This is a genomic window from Streptomyces nymphaeiformis (genome assembly GCF_014203895.1).
Lineage (GTDB): Bacteria > Actinomycetota > Actinomycetes > Streptomycetales > Streptomycetaceae > Streptomyces > Streptomyces nymphaeiformis.
Map to the genome: position 1 here is coordinate 543197 of NZ_JACHJY010000007.1, position 26518 is coordinate 569714.

At 69.9% G+C, this 26518-nt stretch carries 20 protein-coding genes and 1 pseudogene; 12 read left to right on the plus strand and 9 right to left on the minus strand.

The features are described 5' to 3' along the window. Positions 1-923 precede the first annotated feature (923 nt). Positions 924-1610, plus strand: a complete 687-nt coding sequence (locus GGE06_RS25940) for a hypothetical protein (protein ID WP_116163896.1) — start codon at positions 924-926, stop codon at positions 1608-1610. Positions 1611-1684: 74 nt separating this feature from the next. Here GGE06_RS25940 and GGE06_RS25945 read toward each other — a convergent pair whose 3' ends face one another. Together GGE06_RS25945 and GGE06_RS25950 are read right to left on the minus strand one after the other, a co-directional pair. Further along, on the minus strand, positions 1685-2683 hold the full coding sequence (locus GGE06_RS25945) for a helix-turn-helix domain-containing protein (RefSeq protein WP_116163894.1): 999 nt from the start codon (positions 2681-2683) through the stop codon (positions 1685-1687). Positions 2684-2820: 137 nt separating this feature from the next. Next, positions 2821-6555: a S8 family peptidase gene (locus tag GGE06_RS25950; RefSeq protein WP_184931921.1), complete on the minus strand. Its 3735-nt coding sequence runs from the start codon at positions 6553-6555 to the stop codon at positions 2821-2823. A gap of 342 nt (positions 6556-6897) precedes the next feature. On the opposite strand from GGE06_RS25950, the gene GGE06_RS25955 reads away from it, so the two are divergent. The 7 genes from GGE06_RS25955 (at position 6898) to GGE06_RS25985 (ending at position 16527) form a co-directional block, all read left to right on the plus strand. Beyond that, positions 6898-8406, plus strand: a complete 1509-nt coding sequence (locus GGE06_RS25955) for a gluconokinase, GntK/IdnK-type (RefSeq protein WP_184931922.1) — start codon at positions 6898-6900, stop codon at positions 8404-8406. A gap of 32 nt (positions 8407-8438) precedes the next feature. Continuing rightward, a complete protein-coding gene (locus GGE06_RS25960) occupies positions 8439-9356 on the plus strand; it encodes a cyclase family protein (RefSeq protein WP_184931970.1) in 918 nt (305 codons plus the stop codon). A 151-nt stretch (positions 9357-9507) separates the two neighbouring features. Continuing rightward, on the plus strand, positions 9508-11088 hold the full coding sequence (locus GGE06_RS25965) for a GMC oxidoreductase (RefSeq protein WP_116165743.1): 1581 nt from the start codon (positions 9508-9510) through the stop codon (positions 11086-11088). A gap of 166 nt (positions 11089-11254) precedes the next feature. After that, the gene (locus GGE06_RS25970; RefSeq protein ID WP_116163886.1) at positions 11255-12094 is read left to right on the plus strand and encodes an SDR family oxidoreductase; all 840 of its coding nucleotides are present in this window, start codon (positions 11255-11257) and stop codon (positions 12092-12094) included. A 42-nt stretch (positions 12095-12136) separates the two neighbouring features. After that, complete coding sequence (locus tag GGE06_RS25975) at positions 12137-13618, plus strand: cytochrome ubiquinol oxidase subunit I (protein ID WP_184931923.1); 1482 nt, start codon at positions 12137-12139, stop codon at positions 13616-13618. Beyond that, positions 13615-14673 (plus strand): cytochrome d ubiquinol oxidase subunit II, encoded by a 1059-nt coding sequence (locus GGE06_RS25980; RefSeq protein ID WP_184931924.1) that lies wholly within the window; start codon positions 13615-13617, stop codon positions 14671-14673. Before GGE06_RS25975 ends, GGE06_RS25980 begins: the two co-directional genes overlap by 4 nt. 63 nt (positions 14674-14736) lie before the next feature. After that, a complete protein-coding gene (locus GGE06_RS25985; RefSeq protein ID WP_184931925.1) occupies positions 14737-16527 on the plus strand; it encodes a cation:proton antiporter in 1791 nt (596 codons plus the stop codon). Here GGE06_RS25985 and GGE06_RS25990 read toward each other — a convergent pair. After that, complete coding sequence (locus GGE06_RS25990; protein WP_116163878.1) at positions 16493-18331, minus strand: glycoside hydrolase family 15 protein; 1839 nt, start codon at positions 18329-18331, stop codon at positions 16493-16495. The two genes, GGE06_RS25985 and GGE06_RS25990, sit on opposite strands and share 35 nt — an antisense overlap. 265 nt (positions 18332-18596) lie before the next feature. On the opposite strand from GGE06_RS25990, the gene GGE06_RS25995 reads away from it, so the two are divergent. After that, on the plus strand, positions 18597-19868 hold the full coding sequence (locus tag GGE06_RS25995; protein WP_116165742.1) for a DUF2254 domain-containing protein: 1272 nt from the start codon (positions 18597-18599) through the stop codon (positions 19866-19868). A 675-nt stretch (positions 19869-20543) separates the two neighbouring features. Here GGE06_RS25995 and GGE06_RS26000 read toward each other — a convergent pair. Both GGE06_RS26000 and GGE06_RS26005 read right to left on the minus strand, forming a co-directional pair. Next, complete coding sequence (locus GGE06_RS26000) at positions 20544-21395, minus strand: universal stress protein (protein WP_184931926.1); 852 nt, start codon at positions 21393-21395, stop codon at positions 20544-20546. Positions 21396-22660: 1265 nt separating this feature from the next. Beyond that, positions 22661-23167 (minus strand): oxygenase MpaB family protein, encoded by a 507-nt coding sequence (locus GGE06_RS26005; protein WP_184931927.1) that lies wholly within the window; start codon positions 23165-23167, stop codon positions 22661-22663. Between the two features lie 107 nt (positions 23168-23274). Between GGE06_RS26005 and GGE06_RS26010 the strand changes: the two genes are divergently transcribed. Continuing rightward, positions 23275-23469 carry a hypothetical protein gene (locus GGE06_RS26010; RefSeq protein WP_184931928.1) on the plus strand — a complete coding sequence of 65 codons (195 nt, stop codon included), beginning with the start codon at positions 23275-23277 and terminating at the stop codon, positions 23467-23469. 52 nt (positions 23470-23521) lie between these two features. On the opposite strand, the gene GGE06_RS26015 is transcribed toward GGE06_RS26010, so the two are convergent. The 3 genes from GGE06_RS26015 to GGE06_RS42775 all read right to left on the minus strand — a co-directional run bounded on the left by GGE06_RS26015 (position 23522) and on the right by GGE06_RS42775 (position 25463). Beyond that, on the minus strand, positions 23522-24016 hold the full coding sequence (locus GGE06_RS26015; RefSeq protein ID WP_184931929.1) for a PaaI family thioesterase: 495 nt from the start codon (positions 24014-24016) through the stop codon (positions 23522-23524). A gap of 117 nt (positions 24017-24133) precedes the next feature. Further along, positions 24134-24973: a helix-turn-helix transcriptional regulator gene (locus GGE06_RS26020; RefSeq protein ID WP_184931930.1), complete on the minus strand. Its 840-nt coding sequence runs from the start codon at positions 24971-24973 to the stop codon at positions 24134-24136. Between the two features lie 34 nt (positions 24974-25007). Further along, entirely contained in the window at positions 25008-25463 is a 456-nt protein-coding gene (locus GGE06_RS42775) for a zinc-binding dehydrogenase (RefSeq protein ID WP_246532745.1), read from the minus strand. A 24-nt stretch (positions 25464-25487) separates the two neighbouring features. Here GGE06_RS42775 and GGE06_RS42780 point away from each other — a divergent pair, with 24 nt between their 5' ends. Further along, a complete protein-coding gene (locus GGE06_RS42780; protein ID WP_246532781.1) occupies positions 25488-25664 on the plus strand; it encodes a hypothetical protein in 177 nt (58 codons plus the stop codon). Positions 25665-25672: 8 nt separating this feature from the next. Here the strand turns inward: GGE06_RS42780 and GGE06_RS42785 are convergent. Further along, positions 25673-25888 (minus strand): annotated as a pseudogene (locus GGE06_RS42785) (alcohol dehydrogenase catalytic domain-containing protein); the annotation flags it as partial. Between the two features lie 153 nt (positions 25889-26041). Between GGE06_RS42785 and GGE06_RS42045 the strand changes: the two are divergent. Then, positions 26042-26350 (plus strand): transposase, encoded by a 309-nt coding sequence (locus GGE06_RS42045; RefSeq protein WP_221518490.1) that lies wholly within the window; start codon positions 26042-26044, stop codon positions 26348-26350. The last annotated feature ends 168 nt before the right edge of the window (positions 26351-26518 follow it).

Here is a 26518-nt window from a genome sequence, read left to right on the forward strand (position 1 = left end):
CCGGCCCTGGTGGACCCCTGGGCGCCGGTCAGGCCGATGCAGAGCAGGACGCATCCGATGCCGCCCGGTGCGGACAACAGGAGGGGCCCGTAAGGAAGGCGAGCAGGACGACCGCATCGAGGCCGTAAGGACCCCAAGCACGCCCTGAACACCCTCTTCGTCCTGCTCGACCCGGCTGGAGCCGCGGCAGCCGGCAGGGACAGCCGAACCACGACGTCTCGCCGGCCCATGAGCAGCACAGGCTACGGTGCCGGGACGGGCCCGCCGTCACCCCGCGCCGGGCAATCGAGATACTTGATGCCCTGTCAGTGAAGTCAGCAAAAGGTCGGCATTCAGCCGACCAGACCTGCTCCCACACGAGTACACACTGGAAATACACCCGCCGACTACGCGACTGTGGGAGGGCCGCGACATGCCCCTCCCACAGTCGCCACGACAGCCGCAGGCAGGGGTCGGGCATTTCCCGACCCCACACCAGCTCGAAGGAGGAAATCCCAGTTCAGCGCACCGGACCCACGCCTCCAACTGGGTCGTGGGCACCTCCGGCGTGTCCGATCGGCCGCCGCCATACCCCTTCACCTCGCCGAAGCGGGAGCCGGCCATCCAGTCCTCTCTCGCCTGGCGGATCTCCTCGTCCGCGCGGGCCACGAAGTTCCACCACAACCCGTGTAGCGGTCACGTTTCCGCAGGTCAACAGCTCGCGATCTGGCTGGGGGTCAGCAAAAGGTCAGCATCCGTACCTTGACGCTCCCCAGGCTCCGACCTGGCCTGCCGCTCCACCCCGAAGGCCGAAGCCGAGGTCGAGCACCTCGTCTTCGAAGCGCCGAGGTATGAGATCCGCACCCCGCCCACCTGCCCGCTATATCTTCCGAGGGCAGGACGGCGACAACCACTCCGCACTCGAACGTAAGGGCCGTTGAACCGTGACCGGACGCATCCCCAAGGCCCCCGAGAGATCGAGTCCGCACGGGCCCGTCGGTGAGCACCGGTGGCCGATGGCCGCGGCCGTCGTCGCCGCGATGGTGCTCACCCTCCTGCTTCCCGACGACCTCCGTCTGGCGCCTCGCTGGGTGCTCCCGGCCGTCGAGGGACTGCTTCTGCTCGCGCTCATCGCCGGCGACCCCGGCCGGATCGACCGGCGCTCGACGGTACTGCGCACCATGTCGATCGCCCTGGTGGGCGTGCTCGCGCTCAGCGCCGTCTGGTCCACCGTCCGGCTGGTGGACGACATCCTCCAGGGCGGCAAGGAGACGGGATCCGCCACCAGTCTGCTGCAGAGCGGCAGCACGGTATGGGCCTGCACGGTTCTGGCGTTCTCCATGCTCTACTTCGAGCTCGACTGCGGCGGGGCCGCTGCGCGTGCCCACCACATGCCCGCAACGCCCGCGCTCGCCTTCCCCCAGCAGCTCAACCCCGAAGTGGCAAGCGCCGACTGGCGGCCCCGGTTCGTCGACTACCTCTACCTCGCGCTGACCAACGCCACCGCGTTCAGCCCCACCGACGTGATGCCCCTGGCGCCGTGGGCCAAGATCACCATGGGCGTCCAGTCCCTCGTCTCCCTGCTCATTCTCGGCCTGGTGGTCGCCCGAGCCGTCAACGTCCTCGCCTGAATAGGGGTCGCTTTCGCCGCACCGGACCGGACGGTTCCCTCGAAGCGCGCCGAGGCGACGCCATCACTCCGCGGTCACGTTCGCAGGGGCTCCGTCCAGCCGTGTCGTACGGCGTGGGCGCCCAGCTGCATCCGGGTCCGGACCCCGGCCAGGTCCATGAGATGGCGCAGGCGCCGGTGCAACGTACGCGGTGACAGACCGAGTTGGGTCGCGGCCGCCAGGTCCGTGAGGCCGGCCAGGAGCAGCGCGAGGATCCTGCGGTCGAGCTCGGTCGGGCCTTGGGGACCGACCTCGACGGTCGCCTCGGGTTCGTCTCCCGTGCCCGACAACTGGAGCGGGTGGGCCGTGCGCCATACCGTCTCGAACAACGCGTCCAGCGCGTCCAGGAGGCCGCTGCGGTGCAGCAGTACGGCGCCGGGCTCTCCCGCCGGTGTGACCGCGAGCGGGACCAGGCCGAGGTCGGCGTCGGCCAGCACGAGTTTCATCGGCAGATGGTCGGCGACACGCAGTTGCACGCCGTTGCGCAGGGAGTCGATGGCGTCGTGGACGATGCCCGGCTCCGCCAGTACTTCACGGTCCAGTACCGCCCGGAAAAGCACCCCCCGGTCGAGCGCCATGGGCTCGGCCGTGTTCTCGTCGGGAGGCAGGGCGACGAACGGTGCGGTGATGAAGGAGCGGACCTCCGTGCGGGCCGCCTGCTGCACCTGGAGGAAGCGGTGGCGGATGGCGTCGACGCCCGTGACGACCTCGATCAGGTCGGTGATGCTGCTTCCGGTCATCGCGGCCCGGTGTTCCTCGGCGAAGGTCACCAGGGCCTGTTCGGCGGTACGCAGTCCGTCCCGGCGCTGGGCTATGAGAGCGCCGAGCGCCATCGCCGGCGGTGCGGCGGTGTACCGCTCGTCCGCGGACCTGGTCACCAGCCCCCAGCCGACGAGGCGGCACAGCGCCTTGTCGACGTGGGCCCGTGACAGCACGAGAAGGTCCGAAAGATGCACCGGGGTGGAGTTCGGTCGTCCGAGCAGCACCCGGTAGACGTGCTCGTCATCGGGTTCGAGGCCCAGAACATCCAGCATCGGCGATCGACTCTCTTCCGCTTGCCGTAGCGGGGAGAGTATGCGCCATGGCGGAAGACCTTGAATAGTGCCTGCTGGGAGCGGGTGCGAGGGGAAGGGCCCCGGGGAGTCGCCTCCCCGGGGCCCGACAGTGCGGCTCATCGCAGGCCGTACGCCCGGATGATCTCGTTCTTGACGCTGTAGCCGCCGTCGGTCTCGGCGCTCGCGCGGATCGAGACGAAGCCGCCGGGCTTCTTCGCCGTGGTGAACGCACCCGTCCAGCAGCCGTCCGTGCCCTTGGCCAGGGTCACCTTCTGCCAGGTGGCGCCATCGTCGTAGGACACGTCCAGCGTCACCGTGGTGACGGTGCCCGGTACGGTGCCCAGGCCCATGGACACCGGCTTGAGCGCGATCCGCTGGACCGCACGGGCCTCGACGTCTCCGTGCAGGTCCGTCTCCAGTTTGTAGTCCAGGTTCAGCACCGGGAACGGCTCGAAGAAGTCCGCGTCGACGGTGTCGGACCTGAAGGTCCACTCGGTGTGGGTGCGCGTCGAGAGCCGGAAGAGGTCGGCGGGCCGCTCCGCGTCGAGGACGGCGCGGTAGGGAAGGTCGCCCGCCGGTACCTCCACCCACTGCATGTCCGTGCTGTTCGGGTTGTCGTGGATCAGCGTGTCGCCTTGGAAGACCTGCAGGCGGGTCGGCGTCTCACCCCACGACAGGTAGCCGCCGAGACGCATGGAGTCGCTGGCGGAGGCCCATGCCTGCACGTTCCAGGTCATGTAGTTCTGCCAGCGGGAGTTGTAGACACCGAAGGACTCGCTCTGAGCGGGGCGGGTCGCCGGAGCGAACCAGTCCAGACGGGTGGTGCTGCCCTTGGCGTACGTGTTGTCACCCGACACCATCGACCACGGCAGGGCTCCGTCGACACCCTGCGTGTGGAACTCCCTCCAGACCTGACCCGGGGTCACCCATTCGGTACGGGTTCCCGGGTGCCACTCGGCCTCGGGGAAGTTGAACGACGGGCTGAGGGTGAAGTCGGACCGGTAGCCCTCGGCCAGACGGCCTCCTGCGGCCGCGTAGTAGCGGGCGTCGATCCGGGCGAGGTCGTCCTTGGTCGGCTTGTAGACCAGGGCCCGGTCGGGCACCTGGCCGGGGTAGTCCCGGGTCAGGTCGTAGACGAACGGCGTGTACTCGGTCTGCTTGACGGTCAGCTTGAGGTTGCCTGTCTTCGCCATCGCCACGAGGGTCCGGCCCGCTTCGCGATGCACGGTGGCGACCGGGATGCCGGACTCGCCGGCGATCTCCATCAGGCCACCCACACCGTCGTTGACCACGATCAGGGCCTTCGCCCCGGCCGCGACCGCGGCGGCGACGCGCTCCTCCGGCGAGACCTCGTCACTGCGCTCGACGACGGCGACCTTGCCCTTGGCGTTGAGCTTCTCGTAGTCGGCCGCCGCGCCGTTGCCCGCGTAGACCGCGGTCAGCCTGTCCGAGGTGGTGCCCAGGGCGCTGCCGCGCTGGACCAGCGCCTCGAAGTGAAGCCGGCCGTCCACCGTGCTGAGGCCGAGCTGTGGCTCGCCCTTGCGCCAGCGGGTGATCAGCGTGAACTCGCCCTGCGTCATCGTCTCCGTCGGCGCGACGTAGATGTCGTCGTACGTCGGCGGCAGCACATACGCGCCGCGGTAGTCCATCCACGGGTCGAAGCCGGTGTAGTGGACGTTGTAGTCGACCTTGCGCTGGCGGTCCTGGGTCCGCTGCGGCGCCTCGGTCTGCAGCAGGTGTGCCTTGCTCGCGTCGAGGACCACGTTCGCGGAGGCGTCCTTCAACACGGTCTCCGGGTCGACGAGGACGGCCAGACCCGAGCGGTCCGCCTGCTCGCCGGCCACGTCGAGGTAGGCGGCGACGGTGTACAGGCCGGGTGCCATGCGCATGGTGGTGGAGCCGTCGACGTAGACCGACCACGGCCAGCCGTCGCCCGCCAGGTTGACCGAGACCCAGCCGGCGGCGGGCTTGCCGTCCCGGCCGACCAGCTTGATGTTCAGGTCGTAGCGCTCCTCCTCCTTCAGGAGCGCCACGGAGGTGCGGGTCACCGGCTGCCCGGTGGTCGCATCGGTGGCGATCACATAGCCGGCGTTCCGTCCGGCCGGGGCGTTGCGCGGGTCGCCGGTCACCGGGACGGAGGCGGTGCCGCCCGCCGGGACGGTCACCGTGGTGGCGCCCAGGGTGAACGGGCCGCCGGCGCCGGTCAGCGCCAGGTTCAGCGTGACGTCGGCGGAACCGGAGTTGGTGAAGGTCAGATCCTTCGTGACGGCGACGTCACTCGGCTCGTGCGGCCACGTGTAGTTGCCGAAGAAGAGCGAGCCGGTGCCACGGACCGTGGTGCGCACGGCGGCGGCCACGTCGAGACGGCCGGTGCCGACCTCGTACGGCGAGTACGCGTCGCCGAGGCCCTTCGCGGTGCTCATCAGGTGTTCCTTGAGCTGCGCGCCGGTCCAGTCCGGGTGCTGCTGGGCCAGGATCGCCGCCGCGCCGACCACGTGCGGCGTGGCCATCGAGGTGCCGCTGAGGGTGCGGTAGAGGCCCTCGCCACCGTCGGTCATCTCCTGCGAGCGGGCCGCGGTGATGTCCACGCCCGGCGCCGCGATGTCCGGCTTCATACCACCCGAGTAGGCCAGCGGGCCCGTGCTGGAGAAGGACGCGAGCCGGTCCTGCTTGTCCGTGGCCGCCACGGTCAGCGCCGCGGCGGCCGCGCCCGGGGCGGAGATGCTCTCCGGGCCCGCGTTGCCGGCGGCTATGACGAACAGCGTGCCGTACTGCGCGGAGAGCGCGTCGACCAACTGCGACATCGGGTCGCTGCCGTCCGTGGGGTAGGAGTCGCCGAGGCTCATGTTGACGACGTCAGCGCCCGACTCGGCGGCCCACTCCATGCCGGCCATGACCCAGGAGTCCTGGCCGGAACCCTCCGGGCCGCCGAGCACCTTGCCGACGTAGAGGTCGGCGCCGGGCGCGACGCCCTTGTTCTCACCCCCGGAGGCAGCGCCCGAACCGACGATCGTGCCGGCCACATGCGTGCCGTGCCCGTTGACGTCGGTGACGGCCTCACCCGGCACGAAGCTGGTCGTGCCGTCGATCAGGCCGGCGAAGTCGGGGTGGTTGACGTCGATGCCGGTGTCGAGCACCGCGACCTTCACGCCCTTGCCGGTGTAACCGGCTGCCCACGCTTCGGGCGCGCCGATCAGCGGCACGCTCTCCTTCAGGTCGGCCTTCACACGGCCGTCGAGCCACAGCTTCGCCACGCCCGCGCTCAGCTTCGCGCTGCCCTGCGGCGCGACGGTGTTCCAGAAGGTGCGGACCTGCCGCTTATCGGTGCTGAGCGCGGCGCCTCCGATGCCCTTGAGCTTGCGGGTCAGCTTGCTGCCCCGGGGTGCCGTCGGCTCGACGGCCGCGCGGGACTTCGGCTGGGTGTACGTCGCGATCAGCGGTACGGCGGCCGACTTCGCGTCGTCGTATCCCATCTCGATCAGGTCGGTGACGTTGAACAGCCGCCGGTCGAGCCCGCCCGTTCCCAGCAGCGGCCCCGCTTCGTCCGGGATGACGAACAGGTCGCCCTTGATCTCCTGCAGCTTCACACCGCCGAAGGCGTCGTCCGGCCTGTCGACGTCGGCGATCTGCTTGCCGTCGGCGGTCGTGGTGACCGTGACGACGTCGCCGGTGACCAGGGTGACCTTGTGGGTCGCCGTGGGCTTGGTGGGGACGGTCGGCCTGCTCGGAGCGGCTTGGGCCGGTGCCTGCGCAACGGCGAGCCCCGATGCCAGCAGGGGCACCACGGTGGCTGCCGTGATCAGCTGCCAACGCCTGCGCCGGAAGGCGGAAGAATGAAAGGAGGAGGACATGCCATGGGTCTATCGACCGGTGAACGCCGTCGTGAAGGCCTCATGACGGCAAGTCCTCGCCATGGCAAGGGTTTGTCAGCCGCGAACCGCGCGATTCGGGCGGAAAGACGCCGCACCGCGACACCGGCCTTCTTGTCTCGCCGACATGCGTGGGGGGACGACGGGGGTCAGATTGGAGGTATCCGGCCCGCCGGACGGAGACCTCCTCGGCGGCAGACGCGGGAGGAGCCCGGCATGACGACCCACACGAACGCGCCCGGTCCGGGAAGGGAGACGCACGGCAGGGGGCCGCTGTGCGTGGTTCCCCGTCCGGTGCGGGACTGACGTCCGGGACGGGCCGCCGTGGCACTCGAAGCAGCGAAGGAAACACAGCCGACGCTGGTGCTCGTCGTCGGCGTCGCCGGGTCGGGCAAGTCGGCCGTGGGGCGTCTGCTCGCCGACCGCCTTGGCTGGGCGTACCGGGACGCGGACGAGTTCCACTCCGAGGCCAACCGCGCCAGGATGGCCGCCGGTCATCCCCTCACGGACAGCGACCGGGGGCCGTGGCTGGATGCGATCAGCGCGTGGATGGGCCGGGCGATCGCGGCCGGTCGGCAGGCCGTCGTCACCTGCTCGGCGCTCAAGCGGGAATACCGGGACAAGCTGCTGGCAGGGCGCCGAGAGGTTCTTCTGGTGTACCTGCACGGCTCGCGCGAACTGCTGCAGTCCCGGCTGGCCGCGCGGGACGGTCATTTCTTCCCTGCCGACCTGCTGGACAGCCAGCTCGCGGTTCTCCAGGAGCCGGAGCCCGACGAGCACCCGTTGGTGGTGGAGATCGACCAGTCTCCGGAGGCCGCCGTCGCGGCGGTGCTGTCCCTGATGCCCGGGGAGACCTCCACCGTGTCCGACCGGGCGGCCGGTGTGCCGACGGTACGCGACGGCCCGGCCGCGTCCCCCAGCCCCACAGGCGCCTCGTGGCGGTTGGCCCGGGGAGACCAGAGCGCGGTCGTGGTCCAGCTGGGCGGCGCCCTGCGCGACTACGTCGTGGGCGGCCGACCGCTGCTTGACGGCTTCTCCACGGGGTCCGCCATCACGGGCGGGCGGGGGCAACTGCTCGTCCCCTGGCCGAACCGCGTGGGCGACGGTCGCTACCGCTTCGACGGCAGGAGTCTGCAACTCCCCCTGAGCGAAGTCGAGAAGGGCAACGCGATCCACGGACTGCTTCGCTGGGCCCTGTGGAAGCCGCTCGCCCACACCGATGACTCGGTGGTGCTCGGCACGACGCTCTGCCCCCAGCCGGGATATCCGTTCCTCCTCGATGTCCGTGTCGAGTACCGGCTGGGCCCGGACGGGCTCAGCACCGCCGTCCACGCCACCAACGCCGGTACGGAGCCCGCGCCTTACGGAGTGGGGCAGCATCCGTATCTGACGACCGGCACCGATCTGGTCGACAGCACGGTGCTGACCGTTCCCGCCCGGTACCTGCTGCGGACCGACGACAGGGGCCTGCCCGTCGGCCGGGAGCCCGTCGACGGCACCCCGTACGACTTCCGCACCGCCCGCCCCATCGGCGATCTCAGGCTGGACACCGCCTTCACCGGGCTCGACCGCCTCCCTGACGGGCGGGCGATCGTACGCCTCGCACACCCCTCCGGACGGCACGGCGTCGATCTCTGGCTCGGCGAGGGAACCCGCTACGTGCAGGTGTACACGGGTGACACCCTGGCCGAATCCGAACGGCGGCGGGGCGTCGCCGTGGAGGCCATGTCCTGCCCGCCGGACGCCTTTCGCAGCGGTACGGACCTCACCGTCCTCCCACCGGGCGCGACACACGTGCTCCGGTGGGGTCTGAGCCCATGGGGGTACGCGTGACACCGTCCGTGGAGCCGGCGACGGCGAGCGGTATGTCCGCGCACGACTTCCGGGAGCTCTACGAGCGCCTGCGAAGGCGGGCGGCGCCGTCGACGGTGGACGGCCGGTGCGGGGCACTCCGCCATCTGACTCCTGAGCGGGTGGCGGCGGCCGCCGCCGAAGTCCGCATCGGACGCACGGTGTCGCTGGCAGCTCCGATCGACACCGTGCAGGGCCCCGACGATCCCGAGCCGGCGGTGCACCGGATGACCGGCCCGAGCCCGAGCGATCTCGGTTCGGGCGGGCTGCACTTCGCCACCGACCGCTTCGCCATGAACGTGCACGGGGACGCGGACAGCCATCTCGACGCCCTCTGTCATGTGGTGTTCGACGGGGAGCTCTACGGCGGAGTGCCCGCAAGCACCGTGACGGCCGAGGGCGCCCGTTCCCTCTCCGTGGACCTGCTCGCGAACGGCATCGTCGGCCGGGGTGTACTGCTGGACATCCCGCGGCTGCGTGGGGTGCCCTGGCTGGAACCGGGCGACCGGGTGACCTCCGGCGACCTGAGGGCCGCCGAGGCCGCGCAAGGGGTTCGCGTCGGACCGGGGGACCTGTTGTTCGTCCGGACGGGACATCGCCTCCGGCGCACCGAACTCGGGCCGTGGGACGCGGCCACGGCGCGGGCCGGCCTTCACCCGACCGCCGTGGAGTTCCTGGCCGAGCGCGAGGTCGCGGCCCTGGGCGGAGACGGCAACAACGACACCGCGCCCAGCGCGGTCGAGGACATCGCCTTCCCCGTACACGTCCTGGCCATCCACGCCCTGGGCATCCACCTCATGGACTACCTGCAGTTCGAGGACCTCGCCCCGGCCTGCGCCCGGGCCGGCCGCTGGAGTTTTCTGTGTGCGGTGGCCCCCCTTCGGCTGTCCGGAGCCACGGGTTCGCCGGTGAACCCGATCGCGGTGCTGTGACGGGGCCGCGGCGCCGGGGACGCCGCTCCGGTCGCCGTCCACAGGCAAGGCGGATACTTTCGAGGGAGGTGGGACCGCTGGACCCTCGCCCAGCGGGGCGCCAGGCGCCTGACAGCAGGTCAGGGCCCTGATCCCAAGGACGGTGGTCGCCGTGGGCGACGCCCCTCACTACGACGTCATCATCATCGGCACCGGTGCCGGCGGAGGGACTCTCGCCCATCGCCTCGCCCCTTCGGGCAAACGTGTCCTCCTCGTCGAACGGGGCGGCTACCTGCCGCGTGAGCGGGACAACTGGGACTCGACGGCCGTGTTCGTCAAGGGCAAGTACCGGGCTCCGGAGTTCTGGCTCGACAAGCACGGCACCGAGTTCCCGCCCGAGGTCAACTACTACGTCGGCGGAAACACGAAGTTCTACGGGGCCGCCCTCTTCCGACTGCGGCCCGAGGACTTCGGTGAGCTCCGTCATCACGGTGGTCTCTCGCCCGCCTGGCCGATCCGGTACGAGGACCTCGAGCCGTACTACACCCAGGCCGAGCACTTGTACCTCGTCCACGGACGGCACGGCGAGGACCCCGGCGAGGGTCCCGTCAGCGCTCAGTACGCCCATCCGCCCGTGGAACACGAGCCGCGGATCCAGCAGTTGAGCGACGACCTCGAGAAGCGTGGTCTGCACCCGTTCCACCTGCCGATCGGCGTCAATCTGAGCCAGGAGGACGGGGGGCGGCCCACCCACTCCAGCGTCTGCATCCGGTGCAACCGGGTCGACGGCTTTCCGTGTCTGGTACGCGGCAAGTCCGACGCCCAGGTGATCTGTGTCGAGCCCGCTCTGGAACACCCCAACGTCGAGATGGTGACGCACACGCAGGTGGTGCGTCTGGAGACCGACGGCCGTGGGCGCAGTGTCAGCGCGGTCGTCGGCCGGCTCCCCGACGGCTCCGAGGTGCGGTACACGGCGGACGTCGTGGTCGTCTCCTGCGGGGCGGTCAACTCCGCCGCGCTGCTGCTGGCCTCGGCGAACGAGCACCATCCCCGTGGCCTCGCGAACAGCTCCGACGTGGTCGGCCGGTTCTACATGCGGCACAACAACCTGGCCCTGATGGCGGTGTCGAAGGAACCCAACGACACCCAGTTCCAGAAGACCCTGGCCCTGCACGACTGGTACCTCGGCGCGGACGACTGGGACTTCCCGCTGGGCGGCATCCAGATGCTCGGCAAGTCGGACGCCGAACAGATCCACGGCGAGGCGCCCCGGTGGGCCGGTGCGGTGACACCCGACATGCCGTTCGAGGTACTGGCACACCACGCCGTCGACTTCTGGCTGTGCGGTGAGGACCTGCCGATGCCCGACAACCGCGTCACCCTCGACGGTGACGCCCGCATCCGGCTCGCTCTCGACGAGAAGAACAACATCGAGGGCCTGAAGCGCCTGCGACACAAACTGCAGGGAATGCTCGGCCACCTGGGCATGCACGAGCACCGTCTGCTGTCCCACAGCATCTACCTGCACAAGGGCATGCCGATCGGAGCGACCGCGCACCAGGCGGGCACCGTACGCTTCGGCACCGACCCCGCCGACTCCGCGCTGGACGTGAACTGCAAGGCCCACGATCTCGACAACCTGTACGTCGTCGACACGAGCTTCTTCCCGAGCATCGGCGCGGTCAACCCGTCCTTGACGGCCATCGCCAACGCCCTCCGGGTCGGCGACCACCTCTTGGCCCGGCTGGGTTGAGCACGACGACCGACCTGTGGTCCGTCCGGACGAAGATGTTGAACCCAACGGCCTAACGGCGATTCCGAGGAGATGCCGACCACCTCATCGGGTGATTGCGTGACGATGCCCCGCCCCGAGCCGGTGCCGGGCTCAGCGCAACCGCGCAGCGAGGAGGCAGGACGGCATGGATTCCACGGTGGGAGCGCCGCAGGGTGTGATCCCGGCGCGATTGCTGCACGGCCAGAAGGCTCTGGTCACCGGCGCCAATTCGGGCATCGGCAAAGCCACGGCGATCGGCCTGGGCCGAGCCGGCGCCGATGTGGTCGTGAACTACGTGGCGGGTCGCGAGGCCGCGGAGGAGGTGGCCGCGGAGATCGCCTCGTTCGGGGTGCGCTCGGCGGCGTACGAGGCGGACGTGTCCCAGGAGGACCAGGTCGTCGCCATGATGGACCGGATGGTCCGGGAGTTCGGCACCATCGACATTCTCGTGGCCAACGCGGGACTGCAACGTGACGCCTCGGTCACGGAGATGACCCTCGCCCAGTGGCAGAAGGTCATCGACGTCAATCTCACCGGTCAGTTCCTGTGCGCACGGGAGGCGGCCAAGGAGTTCCGGCGCCGGGGCGTGGTCCCCGACGTGTCCCGCTCCGCCGGGAAGATCATCTGCATGAGCTCGGTGCACCAGATCATCCCCTGGGCGGGTCACGTGAACTACGCGTCGTCCAAGGGCGGCGTGCAGATGATGATGCAGACCCTGGCCCAGGAGCTCGCGCCGGAGAAGATCCGCGTGAACGCGGTCGCCCCGGGGGCGATCAAGACGCCGATCAACCGCGCGGCCTGGGAGACGCCCGAAGCGCAGAAGGACCTCCTGAGGCTCATCCCGTACGACCGGGTCGGGGACCCCGACGACATCGCCCACGCCGTCGTCGCCCTCGCGTCCGATCTCATGGACTACGTGGTGGGAACCACCCTGTACGTCGACGGCGGCATGACCCTCTTCCCCGGCTTCGCCACCGGCGGATGACCCTCCTTCGGACCTTCACCCACCCGAACGACGAAGGCACGTATGCCCACCTCGCTCCACCTGCTGGCGGACGCCCCGGCCCAACTCCTGCCGGCCCGGGAACTCATGGCCTTCACTCTGGCCTCCCACATCATCCTGGTCCCCCTCGGCGTGGCTTTTCCCCTCATCACCCTGGTCATGCACTACCGCGGGCTGCGCCGCAAGGACGCCACGGCCCTGCTCCTGGCACGCCGCTGGTCGGCCGTCATGGCGGTGCAGTTCGCGCTCGGCATCGTCACCGGCACGGTGCTGTCGTTCGAGTTCGGGCTGCTGTGGCCCGGCATGATGGGGCGGTGGGGTGACGTCTTCGGCGTCGGGTTCGGCGTCGAGGCCTGGGCCTTCTTCCTGGAGGCCGTGCTCATCGCCATCTACCTGTACGGATGGCGGAGGCTGAAGCCGCGGACGCACTTCCTCCTCGGGCTGCCCCTGCCGTTCGCCGCGCTGCTCGGCGCGTTCGGCATCCTGGCCGCCAATTCCTGGATGAACACGCCCCAGGGCTTCTCGCTCGACTCCGGGGGCAACCCGGTCGACGTGAACGTCTGGAAGGCGATCTTCACGCCGATGTTCGGGCCGCAGTACTGGCACTTCGTCGTGGGGATGATCCTCACCGCGGGCTTCGTGGTGGCGGGCGTCTACGCCACGGGCTGGCTGCGCGGCCGCCGGGACCGCTACCACCGGCTCGGGTTCGCCGTGCCGTTCACGATCGCCGCCGTCGCCGCACCGGTGCAGTTCGTCCTCGGCGATTCCATCGCCCGGTCGGTGTTCCACAAGCAGCCGGTGAAGTTCGCCGCGCTGGAGATCGTCTGGAAGACCGACACGCGGGTGCCGGAGTATCTCTTCGGGCGCCTGCAGGAGGACGGGACCGTCAAGGGTGGCATCAAGATCCCGCTGCTCGACTCCTTCCTGGCCGGATTCAGCCCGAACACCGAGGTGGTGGGGCTGACCTCGGTCCCGGCCGATCAACGACCGACGGCCACTCAGGCGACCATCGCGCACTGGGCCTTCGACATCATGGTCCTCATCGGATCCGTACTGGTGCTGCTCGCCCTCTGGTACGGGCTCGTCTGGCTGCGGCACCGGCGTCTGCCCGCCTCGAAGTGGTTCTACGGCTCCGCGGCCTGTGCCGGTGTCGGTTCCGTCGTGGCCGTCGAGTGCGGCTGGATCGCCACCGAGGTGGGACGCCAGCCCTGGATCGTCTACGAGAACATGCGGGTCGCCGATGCCGTCACGTCGACCCGTTCCACCAGTCTGTGGATCATGTTCGGGGTGGTGGCGGCGGTGTACGTGTTCCTCTTCGGCTCGTTCCTCGTCGTTCTGCTGAAGATGCGCACGCGCTGGCGGCTCGCCGACGAGCAGCAGGCCACGGCAGCGGGCACCCACACCCCCGAGGCCGACATCCCTTACGGACCACGGGCTTCGGTTCCCGCGGGTGACGTGCCCGCCGCCGACCCCGGAGCCGGCCGATCCGGAGGTGAGGGCCCGTGACCGCCGACCTGATCGCCGTGGTGCTGCTCCTGGCCGTGACCGCGTACGCCTGCGCGGGCGGCACGGACTACGGGGCCGGCTTCTGGGACCTGACGGCCGGAGGGACGGAACGCGGCCGGCGTCCCCGGTGGCTCATCGACCACGCCATGGCTCCCGTGTGGGAGGTGAACAACGTCTGGCTGATCTTCGTTCTCGTCATCATGTGGACCGGCTTCCCCGTCCTGTTCCAGACCGTGTTCTCCGCGATGTGGCTCCCGCTCGCCCTGGCCGCCGTGGGCATGGTGCTGCGGGGCGCCGGTTTCGCGCTCCGCAAGCCCGCGCAGCGGCTCGCCGGCCGCCGCCTGTACGGTGCCGTGTTCGCGTGCGCCTCACTCGTCACGCCGTTCTTCCTCGGTGCCGCCGTCGGCGGAGCCGCGTCGGAACGCGTGGCTCCCGGCACCGAAGCCTCGGCAGACGTCTGGACCAGCCCGACGTCGATCGTGTTCGGACTGGTCGCCATCGCGACCACGGCGTTCCTCGGTGCGGTGTTCCTCACCGGGGACGCCCGCAGGTTCGACGCGCCCGATCTGGTCGGCTACTTCAGGCGGCGGGCGCTGGGCAGTCTCGCCGTGCTCACCGTCCTGGCCGTGGTCACCGGGTTCGTCACCCATGAGGACTCCCCCTACGTGTGGCACGGACTCACCCACGGCCTGGGGCTGCTCTTCGTCATCGTGGCCGGAGCGGCCGCTCTCGCGACCGTCTGGCTGCTCCTGCGGACGCCGGGAACGTGGGTGCGCGTCACGGCGGTCGGCGTCGTCGCGTCCGCCGTCATCGCCTGGGGCATGGCCCAGCGCCCCTACCTGCTCCCCACCTCGCTGACCGTGGCCGACGCCGCGGGCGCGCCCTCCACGCTGACATGGCTGGCGATCGTCACCCTGGTGGCCCTGGTCGTCGTCATGCCGGCCGTCGTCCTCCTCTACTGGCTGGACACCCACGGTGAGCTGGGGGAGCTCACCGACTCCGAGCTGAGCGGAGGAAGCGGCAACCCCGGTGACGGAGCGGTACGCGACAGCTGATCGCCCCCTCGTGTCCGGTCCGGACATCCCCCTCGCGCCCGGCCCCCGACGGAGGAAGCCGCTGTGACCGAAAACGAGATCCTTCTCGGCCTCGCCCTGACGGTGGTGCTCGCCACCGGCTCGCAGATCCTGGCGAACAAACTGCGCGTCCCGGCCCTGATCGTCCTGCTTCCCGTCGGGTTCGCCGCCGGCGCGCTGACGGACGTCATCCACCCGGACAATCTGTTGGGGCCTGCCTTCTCGGACCTGGTGTCGCTGTCGGTCGCGGTGATCCTCTACGACGCCGGTCTGGGACTCGACCTGCGCAAGCTCGCCCGCCACAACCGGGGGATCGTGGGCAGGCTGCTCGTGTACGGCGTGCTACTCACCTCCCTCGTCGTCTTTGCGGTGTCGCCGGCGATGTTCGGCATGGAGCTGCGCGTGGCCGCGATGCTGGGTGTGATCCTCGTCGTCTCGGGGCCCACCGTCGTGGGGCCGATCCTCGACTTCGTGCGGCCGAGCGACAAGGTGCGTCGCATCCTGATCTGGGAGGGGACGCTGACCGACCCGATCGGTGCCATCCTCGGCGCGCTGACCTTCCACGCGGTGGCCGCGTCGGGCCAGATCGACATCGGCAGGGGATACCAGATCGGCCAGTTCTTCCTCAGCCTGGCGGTCGGGCTGGTCGGTGGGATCGTCGGCATCGGGCTGCTGTGGTTCACCCTGCGCACCCTCCGGCTCGGCGAGACCTTGGGGACGCTGGCGCAACTCGCCATCGTGATCGGCGTGTCGGCGGGATGCGACATCGTGCGCGACGACACGGGGCTCATCGCCGCGATCGTGGCGGGACTGGCCGTCGCCAACATCCGCGGCTTCGACATGCCAGCACGCAGGCCCTTCTTCGAGACGCTCGTCCAGCTGATCATCGGACTGCTGTTCATCTCGATCTCCTCCACGGTCACCCCGGCGTCCGTGGTGCCGGTGCTCCTTCCCGCGCTCGGCCTGATCGCGATCCTCGTCCTGGTGGTCCGCCCCCTGGTGGCCTTCGGCGCAGCGGCGCGTACGGATCTCTCACGGGGGGAGCGCGCCTTCATCGGATGGATGGACCCACGCGGCATCGTCGCGGCGTCCACGGCATCGGCCTTCTCCGCCGGCCTGGTCGAACGGGGGGTGACCGGAGCGACGAAGATCCTTCCGGTGACCTTCCTCGTGATCGTGGGAACCGTTCTGCTGTACGCGCTGACGGCGGCGCCGGCGGCCAGACGGCTGGGCGTCGTCAAGGCGGCGGGCAGCCGCGTTCTCCTGGTGGGGGGCGAGCCGTGGGTGATCGACCTGGGAAGGGCCCTGCGGTCCGCCGGCCTCGACGTGCTGATGTGGGCGGGACTCGACGAGGAACGTGAAGCGATCAAGGCGGCGGGCCTCGACCTGGCCAAAGGCAATCTGCTGTCCACGGCGATCAACCCCGGAGCTCGTCTGGAGGGTGTGACGGCGGTCTTCCTGGCCACCGACGAAGACGACTTCAACGCGCTCGCCTCGATCGTGATGCAGGACAACGTCGAGGGGCCCGTCTACCGGGTGGGGCCGCCTCACGACAGCCACGGCGTGGTCGCTCCGTACACCGGCGGCGACATCCTGTTCGGCCGCTCCCTGGTCCGCCACGTCCTCGCGGAGCGCTACAGGCGGGGCGCCCGGTTCGTGGTGCAGCCGGCCGCCGACCCGCTGCCGCCCGAGCACGACACACTCTTCGTGGTGCGGGCAGACCACCAGCTGGATCCGGTCACGGAGAGACGGGAGAGCGCCCCGCGGGACGGGGACGCTCTCGTCCTCCTAGGGTCCGCGCCTACCGACCCTCCCGGAGCATCGAGTCCAGGGTGATCGCCGCGTCGATCAGCGCCAGGTGCGTGAACGCCTGGGGGAAGTTACCCAGCTGACGGCCCGTCAGATCGATCTCCTCGGAGTACAGGCCCAGATGGTTGGCGTACGTGAGCATCTTCTCAAGCACCAGCCTGGCCATGTCGGTACGTCCGGCCCGTGCCAGGGCGTCGACGTACATGAACGTGCACAGGGAGAAGGTTCCCTCGGAGCCGCGCAGCCCGTCGGGGGACGCCTCGGGGTTGTAGCGGTAGACGAGGCTGTCGCTGACCAGTTCACTTTCCATCGCGTCCAGGGTGGACTTCCACATCGGGTCGTCCGGCGTGATGAAGCCGACCGTCGGCATGCGCAGCAGCGCCGAGTCGAGCACGTCGTCGCCGTAGTGCTGGACGAAGGCCTTCTTCCCCGTGTCCCACCCCCGGTCGTAGACCTGTGCGTAGATCTCGTCCCGCGCGTCCGCCCAGCGCCCGCCGGCCGCGGGACGGCCGTCGTCGTGCGCGATCCGCAGGGCACGGTCGAAGGCCACCCAGGACATCACGCGACCGTAGGTGAAGTCCTTGCGGCCGCCGCGTGTCTCCCAGAGCCCTTCGCCGGGCTGGTCCCAGTGGTCGACCAGCCAGTCGAGCAGGGTGTGCAGGGCCTTCCAGCCCCCGTGGTCGAGGTGCATGCCGTGCTCGTGCGCGAAGTAGATGCTGTCGAGCGCCTCACCGTAGATGTCCAGCTGGAGCTGGGTCGCGGCCCCGTTTCCGATGCGGACCGGGGCGGAGCCGCGGTACCCCTCCCAGTGGTCCAGGGTCTCCTCGACGAGGTCGGCGGAGCCGTCGACCCGGTACATGATGTTCAGCGGCCCGGAGCCGTTCCCCTGGCCGGCCTCCTGCTTCACGCGGTCGTGCAGCCAGTTGATGAACGCGGACGCCTCTTCCGTGAAACCCAGGCCCAGCAGGGCGTACACCGAGAACGAGGCGTCGCGGATCCAGGTGAACCGGTAGTCCCAGTTGCGCTCTCCGCCGAGTTGCTCGGGGAGTCCCGCCGTGGGGGCGGCGACCAGGGCGCCGGTCGGCGCGTACGTCATGAGCTTCAGCGTCACGGCGGAACGTTCCACCGCCTCCCGCCAGCGGCCGGAGTAGGTGGACTGTCCCAGCCACGAACGCCAGAAGCCGACCGTCTCGTCGAAGAGCCGCGCGAACTCCTCCAGGCGGACCTCCCGCGGAGGCCCGTCGGGGGACGATTCCATGACCAGGCCGCGCTGCTGCCCCGCCCGCAGGGTCAGGGAGAAGCGCACGTCGTTGTCGTCGACCACGAGCGTGTTCACCAGCCGTTCGTCCTGCGGCTCGCGGACGACGTGGACGGCGAGGTCCAGGCCCTCCGAGGTGAACAGGGCCCCGTGCTCGGTGAGGTGCGCCTTGTGGGGCTTACGACCGTAGTCGAAGCGCGGGGCGATCTCTCCTTCGAACGTCATGCTGCCGCGTACACAGCGCAGCATGCGGACGATCCGGTGCCGGTCGGTCGCGGTACGTCCGGTCACCGGCATGAAGTCGACGACCTCCCCCGCCCCGTCCTCGGTCATGAAGCGCGTGACCAGAACGGCGGTGTCCGGATGGTAGAGCTGCTTGGTGGTGTACGTGCCCGTAGCCGGCCGCACGGTGAAGTGGCCGCCCTTGCGCCGGTCGAGCAGAGCGCCGAAGACGCTGGGCGAATCGAACCGCGGACAACAGAACCAGTCGATCGTCGCGTCGGTCGTCACGAGGGCCGCGGTCTGCAGATCACCGATCAGGCCATGGTCCTCGATCAGGGGATAATCGTCCATCGTCGACCCCTTTCAGCCCCGGCCGACCGCACTCGGGGCACCGTCACGCCGCGGTCGAGACGGACCGGGGCGGCACCCGATCAGCTTAGGCCGCCGACGGCGGGCCGTCCTGACGAGGGCGTCGCCCGGGTGGCGGCGGTGCTGCCGCTGCGCCGGTGCGGGAATCGCCCTACCGTGAGGTGGTGGCGGTCGCGTCGGGCGAACCCTCTCCTGTGCCTCAGGAGCACCTGATTCCTCCCCCTGAAGGGGGCGTGGCGTGCGTGTCATGACGTCCTGGGCGGACAGATTCGCGTTGCGGCAGTACGTCAAGGCGAGCCTGTGGATCGTGCCGATGATCGGTCTCGTCCTCGGCGGCCTGCTCGCCGAGCTCGCCCTCGCCACCGAAGGCACGGACTGGCCCAGCGGCTGGCACTACTCCGCCACGACGGCGAGCGGGGTGCTCACCGCCATCGTGGGCGCGATGGTGGCGCTGCTCGGGTTCGTCGTCACCATCGGCGTGCTCGTGGTGCAGCAGGCCACGGGCACCCTCTCCCCCCGCTACATGCGCCTCTGGTACCGGGACCGGCTGCAGAAAGCGGTCCTGGCGACCTTCACGGGGACGTTCTCGTTCTCCTTCTCGCTGTTGCGCCGGGTCGAAGCCGGATCGGTCCCCGACCTGGGGGTCACGCTGGCGGGCGCGGCGGTGGCGGTCAGCCTCGTGCTCCTGCTCGTCTACCTCAACCGGTTCACCCACCGGCTGCGGCCGGTGGCCATCGCCGAACTCGTCACGCGCCTGGGCGAGACCGTCTTCGCCGACGGCGTCGAGGCGATCCGAGACGCCACGCCCCACGGCGACCGGCCTCTTCCACCCGGCGGCCCGATGATGCGCGTCCGTACCGAAGCCGGGGGTGCCGTTCAGGCGTTCGACGTGCCCGGCCTCCTGGCCGAGGCGGCCCGCCACGACTGCGTCTTCGTCGTGCCGCTGCTGCCCGGAGACTCCGTGCCGCCCGGCGCCGTGCTCGTCGAAGTCCACGGGGGCAGGTCCCGACCGGATCCGGCGCGGGTGCTCGGTCTCGTCGCCCTGGGGGCCGAGCGCACCATCGAACAGGACCCCGCCTTCGCCCTGCGCGTCCTCGTCGACATCGCCATCCGGGCGCTGTCCCCAGCGGTGAACGACCCCACGACCGCCGTGCAGGTGGTCAACTACGTCGAACGGTTCCTGCACAAGGTCGGCACGACCCGGCTCCCCGGCCGTCACGTGCTGGCCGACTCTCACGGGGAGGCCCGGCTCGTGCTCCCGGGACGCACCTGGGACACCTATCTGCAGCTCGCCGTCTGCGAGATCCGCGACTACGGAAGCTCGTCCGTCCAGATCTGCCGCAGACTCCGCGCCGTACTCGAAGGTCTGCTCGACTCCCTTCCACCGGAGCTGCATCCCCCGGTACACGCGGAGATGCGTCTCTTGCAGGAGTCGGTGGAGCGGGAGTTCACCGACCCGGCACGCCGCGCCCTCGCGCAGCAGGCCGACCTCCAGGGCATCGGCGGGCACCTTTCGTGACGCCCGCGTACCCTGCGGCCCGTGCCCGTCTCCCGGCGGGCCCGGGCGGTCGCCTGCCCGGCGTTCACGTTCTCTACGACCACTGGCGCCGTCCTGCTCGCCGTGTCCCGGCACGTCCTCATCGGTGTCACGGCCTCCCCCGGACACGAGGCAGCCACGCCGGCAGAGCGCGACGACCGCCCGCCGGCCGAGGCCGCGCGAGCTGATGCAGGGCCGGGAGCGATGGCAGATCTCGACGGACGCGAGGTGGCCCGAAACCAGGAACAGCACGCAGCCGACCGCGCCGGGAGTCCGGATCAGCACGCGAGCGTCCCGGCGAACGGCATGAACGCGCCGAGCCGGTCCAAACGCGTCGGCTCGTACCCCCACCACCACCTGCCGACTGTTGCCAGGGGGCCGCCCCCTTCGGAGTGCCGAGGCGCGTTCAGCACTGCGAGAGCGAGGTGCAGCCCCCGATGGTGAAGAACAGCCCGCCCGCGCAGTGGATCGAGGCGCTCCCGACCGGATCGCCCGAGCCGAACTGGGCGACCCCGGCGCCGGGAGAAGAGCATTCCGCTGACGAAGAAGGCACCGGATGCGACGGAATCGAGCCTCCGAGACGCTCGAGCGCCTCGGCATCGCCGGAGCGAAACGTGGACGTTGCACCAGCTCCCCCGAGTGCCGTGCCCCTAACTGTCAGCTATGCGGCACGACGGCCACAGGACACGAGGCGTGGTGAATGACGGCGTGGGTGATGGATCCGACATGAGCGCCCCTGGCTGCCCTGCGCCGACCGACGACCACCAGGCACGCATCCGACGCGGCCTCGATGAGATGCTCGGCCGCCCGTCCCGGTGCGGTCACCTCCGCCACCTCCGTGTCCGGAAACCTCTCCCGGAACGGCCGAACCACGCCGGCGAGCACCGACGCCATCTCGTCCTTCGCGGCTGTGCCAGGGCGGTGGACGAAGGATTCGTGCCACGTGTGCACGATCTCCAACGGGATGTGGTGCCGCCCGGCGAAGTCGAATGCGAAGTGCATGAGCTCGTCCTTGACTTCGTTCACGTCCAGCCCGAGGACCACCTTCCGGCGGCTGTTCCCCTCGGAAGCGCCGGAGCCGTCCTTCTCGTACCCGGGGCGGACGAGAACCACTGGACGCCTTGCTTCCGCGACGACCTCCTGCCCGACCGAACCGACGATGAACCCGCGGACGCTGCCCAGTCCATGAGAGCCCACGACGAGCAGCTCCGCCTCGTCAGCGGCGGCAAGCAGCACGCCGACGGGGGCGTCTTCGACCTTGTCAGCGGTCATGGCAAGGTCCGGCTGCCGGGAACCGACACGCCGCTCGGTCTCGGCCAGCACGCCTTCCGCCGCACCGGCACGGTCTTCGTGCGACACCTTCATCGCCCCCAACTGATGCTCCACCCACCGTGTGGCGTACACCAGTCGCAGGCCGTCGCCGCGCAGTGCCGCCTCGTCGGCGGCCCAGTCCACCGCCGCCATACTTCCTTCGGAGCCGTCCACCCCCACAGTGACAGGTCGGGACATGCTGCCTCCTCGTCTCGGGCCATCGTCGACAGCCCCTCACAGAGGCGCCGATGGGCATCCTTGTGCGCGGGCACCTGATCAAGAAGCTACCGAGTCGCTCAGGCGATGGTGTGCACAGCGTTCGACGACGCCGTCGAAATACTCCGTCCGGCGGAGGACACCGGGATGCCCGCCCGTCGCAGTACGAATGGGACCCCGTCGTTCTCTGCCCAGCCGTTTCGCATGGCGCGGGCACCGAGCGAGCTGCGTCCGGGTCCTGACTCCGGCCAGGTCCATGACGGGGCGCAGACGCAGGCGCCGATGCGGCGTACGCAGTGACAGACCGAGTTGTGCCGCGGCGATCAGATCCGGCCCGGTCGGGTCGCGCGCCGCCCTCGCCCGGCTCCGTCCCGAGGCCCGGATCGCGTTCGGCGTACACGGCCACGTGGCGCTCGAGCAGGCACTGGGCACCGGACCACTCGAAGGACAACGGGCCCAGCAGGCCCCGGGGTAGGCCGAGAAGTCCAACGGGGAGCACGCCCCGAAGACACAGGGGTACGGCGACTCCGCAGTCGTGTTCCGCACCGACGCGGCCTTCCGTCCCGGCAGGCTGTGGACGTCACCAAGGCCTCGACAGCGGCGCCTTCGGGCGGGTCCTGCGGCTCCAAGCGATTCTTCTGGCTCGCTCGCCGCCCTGGGTGCCCGGCCCGTGGCCCCGGTCCGGCGCGGCCGCCCGGTTCGAGGCCCCGGTGCCCAGGGCCCGGACACCGCCCAGCCCGGCCCTTCCACGGAATGGCCGTCTTCTACGGTCACCAGCCGGCGCCCTGAAGATCCGGGCCGTTCCCGGACCAAGTCGCGGGGTTCCGACCTCGACACAGCTGTTCGCGCTGGTCAACCGGCATGCCGCTCGTGTACCACCAGCACTCCAAGAACCTGCTGGTGTCGTACTCGCCGAAGAAGCTCGGCTTCTTCTAGCGGCACGAGAAGAGGCGCCTGACCTGAGCTTTCGCCCGTCAGGCGCCTCTGGCTCACCCCCTCTTGGGGTGGGGCCTCGTCTGCAGTGAAACTCCCAGTTCGTTCCACCGGTTTCCCGTTCCCGACCAGCGCTTCCGGATGGGGCACGAGGCAGCCTTTCAACCGGCACAGATGCTTTGCTGGTTCCCCATCCTGCCGCGTTGCCCGATCGAGGGCCACGCTGAAATGCTGCCTTCAGGTCTGCTGCACCTTGCTCCAAGGACCAGTGCTTCGACGTCTTTGTCCACGGGGGGATGTCTCCGGGCGGTCTTTCAATGGCGGTGCGTGGACTGGTTCGCCCTGGTGGCGGTCCTCTGCTGCAGGCGTAGGGCGAGGCGCATGCCGACGCGGACAGTTCGGGCGACGATGGCAGGTGGTTTGGGCTGGCCGATCGCGGCGAGGACGTGGTCGTGTTGGAGAGAGAGCAGCAGGGCGCGACCCAGGGGGTGTAGCGGACGCGGGAGCCAGCGGTGGTTGAACTGACCCACGAGGGATTCGGCGCATCGCTGGCCGGCAGGTGTCCGCCGGTACCAGTCGGGTGATGTCTCGTAGGTTCGTAGGGCTTGCTGCATGCCTGCCCAGGTGGTCGGCACATCCTTCACGTGCATCTGCTCGGCGATGGTGCGCCAGTGCTGGACCTGCGCGTCCTTCTCGGCCTCGGAGAAGGCATCGATGCCGACGTGTCCGAAGATCTCGTCGAAGAGCAGCGTGAACAAGGCGATGCCGTGCACGTAGGTCTCGTTGGAGAACGCGTAGGTGCGGGAGAAGTGGTCGTGCATGCGCTGGACACGAGCGATCGCGGCCGTGCTCTCCGGGCTGGAGGCGCCGTGCCGGATCCAGAGCTGGAACTGGTCGGCTGTGTCGTCGGCCCGGTTGTCCCCCGTCGATGGATCTTGCCGGTGCCGGCCCGGTCGACGGCGGCCGCGCCTTCGACCTCGCCGACGACGCGCAGGAAGCCGAGCGTATAGACGAGGTTGTTGAAGAAGGCCTTCCCGAAGGGCGGCGCCATCCGTATGGCGATGCCTCTCATCACTGCGGTGGTCGCATCGGCAGGGCTGGGACTGGTGCCGTCGGAAAATGACGGGGCGTTCTGCACGTGTGCCTCCTGCGAAGTCGGGGTGAGACGTGGGCGGTCACGAGGGGCCGGGCTGGATGAGGCAGGTGGTGGTGGCCTGGGCCACGAGCCGGCCTTGTGTGTCGTGGAGTTCGGCCTGTGCCGCGGCAGTGCGTCGGCCGAGATGCCGGACGGTTCCCACGCAGCGGACGAGGCCGGTGCTGATGATGATGGGGCGGAAGAAGCGGGTCTGGTTGTCGGTGGTGGTGGTGGGGAACGAGCCTGCCGGAAGCCAGGAGAGGACTGCCATGGCCATCGCCGTGTCCGCGACCGTGCACACCATGCCGCCGTGGACGATGCCGGCGATGTTGTAGTGCCATTCCTGCGGCTGGAAGGCCACGGTCACCTCGCCGGGCTCGACGGACAGCAGCGCGATCCCGAGCGTCGTGTTCATCGGTGCCGAGATCCCCTCACGGCGTACGGAGCGCAGGAATTCCAGGCCCGACAGACCCTCTGAGGCCTTGAGGACGGGTACGGGATCGTGCCAGGTGTAGGTGCGGCTCTGTTCCTTCACGGAGCCCGGTCCATGACCGGGTTCCTGCGTGAGTGGAGTGTCCCGGGGCATGAGGGAGTCGCCTTCCGTGGGCGTGCGGAGGTGGGGCTGTCGACGTTTGTGCGCTGTCGGCCGCGGTCAGGTGGCGAAGGTCTGGCTGCCGACGACACGCAGGAACTCCAGGCGTTCGGCCGCGTCCGTGCCGGGCTGTGGCCGGTAGAGGAAGAGACGGTTGCCGGTGTTGGGGCTGAGGACCACGTCGCACTGCAGGTCGAGGCGGCCGGCCCGGGGGTGGATGATCGTCTTGCGGGTGGAGCGGACGGTGGCCACCTCGCCCAGCTCCCACACCTCGGCGAACTCGCGGCTCTGTTCGAGGAGCGCGTCGACCAATGCCTGGCCGACGGGGTGGTGACCGTGCCGGAAGACGGAAGCACGCAGGTCAGCAACAATGGTGCGGCCGATCGCCTCGTGCTCCTCCTCATAGATGCGGCGGGCCTCCGGTCTGGTGAACCAGATCCAGGCACCGTTGCCCTCACGGCCGGGCAGTCCCGCGAGGGGGCCGAGGAGGGCGATGGCCAGAGGATTCTGGACAACGACCGTGCCGAGCTCGTCGACGATCTGTGCGGGAGTGTCGTGAAGGGCGTCGAGAATGTGCATGAGGCCCGGGTCGGCGTACGTGTCGCCACCGGATCCCTGCGGCGGCTGATAGCCGGCGACCGCGTACAGGTGGTCACGCTCGTCGGTCGACAGGCGCAGGGCGCGGGCGAGGGCGGCGAGCAGCGATTCGGAGGGATTGACGCCGCGGGCCTGCTCCAGACGTTCGTAGTAGTCGGTGGAGATGTTGGCGAGCAGGGCCACCTCTTCACGGCGGAGCCCTGGGGTACGGCGCCGCCCGCCGGGCACCAGGCCGACGTCGGTCGGCTGCAGGGCCTCGCGGCGGGCGCGCAGGAAGCGGCCGAGTTCGGTGTGGTCGGTCATCGGTGGCGCTCCGGGGGTACGGGCCGGCGGGGGCTCAGCGGCTGGTGGTGAGGACCATGCGGAAGCGGGCCTTGCCGCTGGTCATCTTCTCCAGGGCCGTGGCCGTGTCTTCGAGCGGCACCACCTCGGTCCAGGCGCGTACGCCCGTTCGGGCGGCGAAGCGCAGGGTGTCCCGGGTGTCGAGAGCGGCGCCGGAGGAATGGGCGTAGATCTTCCTGTCGCCGTTGAGCAGCTGCCGTCCGCCGACCTTGAGCGGTTCGCCCGCGACGCCGACGATCACGAGTTCGCCGCGGCGGCCGAGGCCGTCGATCGTGGCGGACATCGTGCCGGCGTCGGTGACGGTGGCCAGGACCACCTTGGCACCGCCGAGCGCCTGGAGCTGCTTGGCGACGTCGCCGTCGGTCCCGTCGATGTAGTGGTCTGCCCCGAGCTTGCGCGCGAGGGGCTCCTTCTCCTGACCGCGGGCGATGGCGACGGTACGGAATCCCATCGCCCGGGCGAATTGAACCCCCAGGTGGCCGAGTCCACCGAGGCCCAGGGTCGCGACGGTGTCACCGGGCGGGCGGCCGAGCGTCGCAGCGCGTTGAAGACGGTGATGCCCGCGCAGGCCGGCAGGGCGGCCTCGACGGCCGTCAGCTCGTCGGGGATCGAGGCGAGCGCCATGGCGGGGACGATGATCGAGTCGGCGTAGCCACCGGGATAGGCCGCACCCGGCACCGCCAATTGCCTGCACAGCACCACGTCGCCGTCACGGCAGGCGTCGCACTGTCCGCAGCTGCCGCCGTACCAGCCCACCGCGACCCGGTCACCGACCTGCCGGCCCTCGACGCCCTCGGCCAGCCGGGGGCGGGCCCCGCGCTCGGAGATCTGAACGGCGCGCAGCACGATGGCGGAGAGTGAAGAGGCGGACATCATGTAACCCTTCGTAGCGAGGCGGGTCGGGGCGCCCGTGAGCCGGTCACCTCAGTCTCCAGCGGCTACTGGCGGTTATCCACGGTCGGGTCTGCCGCACGATCGGGTGACATCTGAAGTGGCTTGCCCTGTGGGGCAGGTGGGAAGGATGTCGCTGTGCCGAAGCCTTATCCGGAAGAGTTCCGCCAGGACGTCGTGCGGGTCGCGAGGAACCGCGGCCCAGGTGTGACGGTCGAGCAGGTGGCCACCGACTTCGGAGTCCACCCGATGACGTTGTGGAAGTGGACGCGCCGGGCGGACATCGATGACGGGGCCAAGCCCGGAACCTCCAGCCAGGAGAGCGCGGAGCTGCGGGAGGCACGTCGGCGGATCAAGCTGCTGGAGCAAGAGAACGAGGTCCTGCGCCGGGCTGCGGCCTATCTGTCGCAGGCGCATCTGCCGGGAAAAGGATCTACCCGCTCGTGAAGGAGCTGGCCGGGGACGGGGTGCCCGTCTCGGTGACGTGCCGGGTGCTCAGGCTCGCCAGACAGCCCTACTACCGCTGGCTCGACAAGCCGGTGGCCGACGCCGTCCTCGCTGAGGCGTATCGCTCGAACGCGCTCTTCGACGCCCACCGCGAGGACCCGGAGTTCG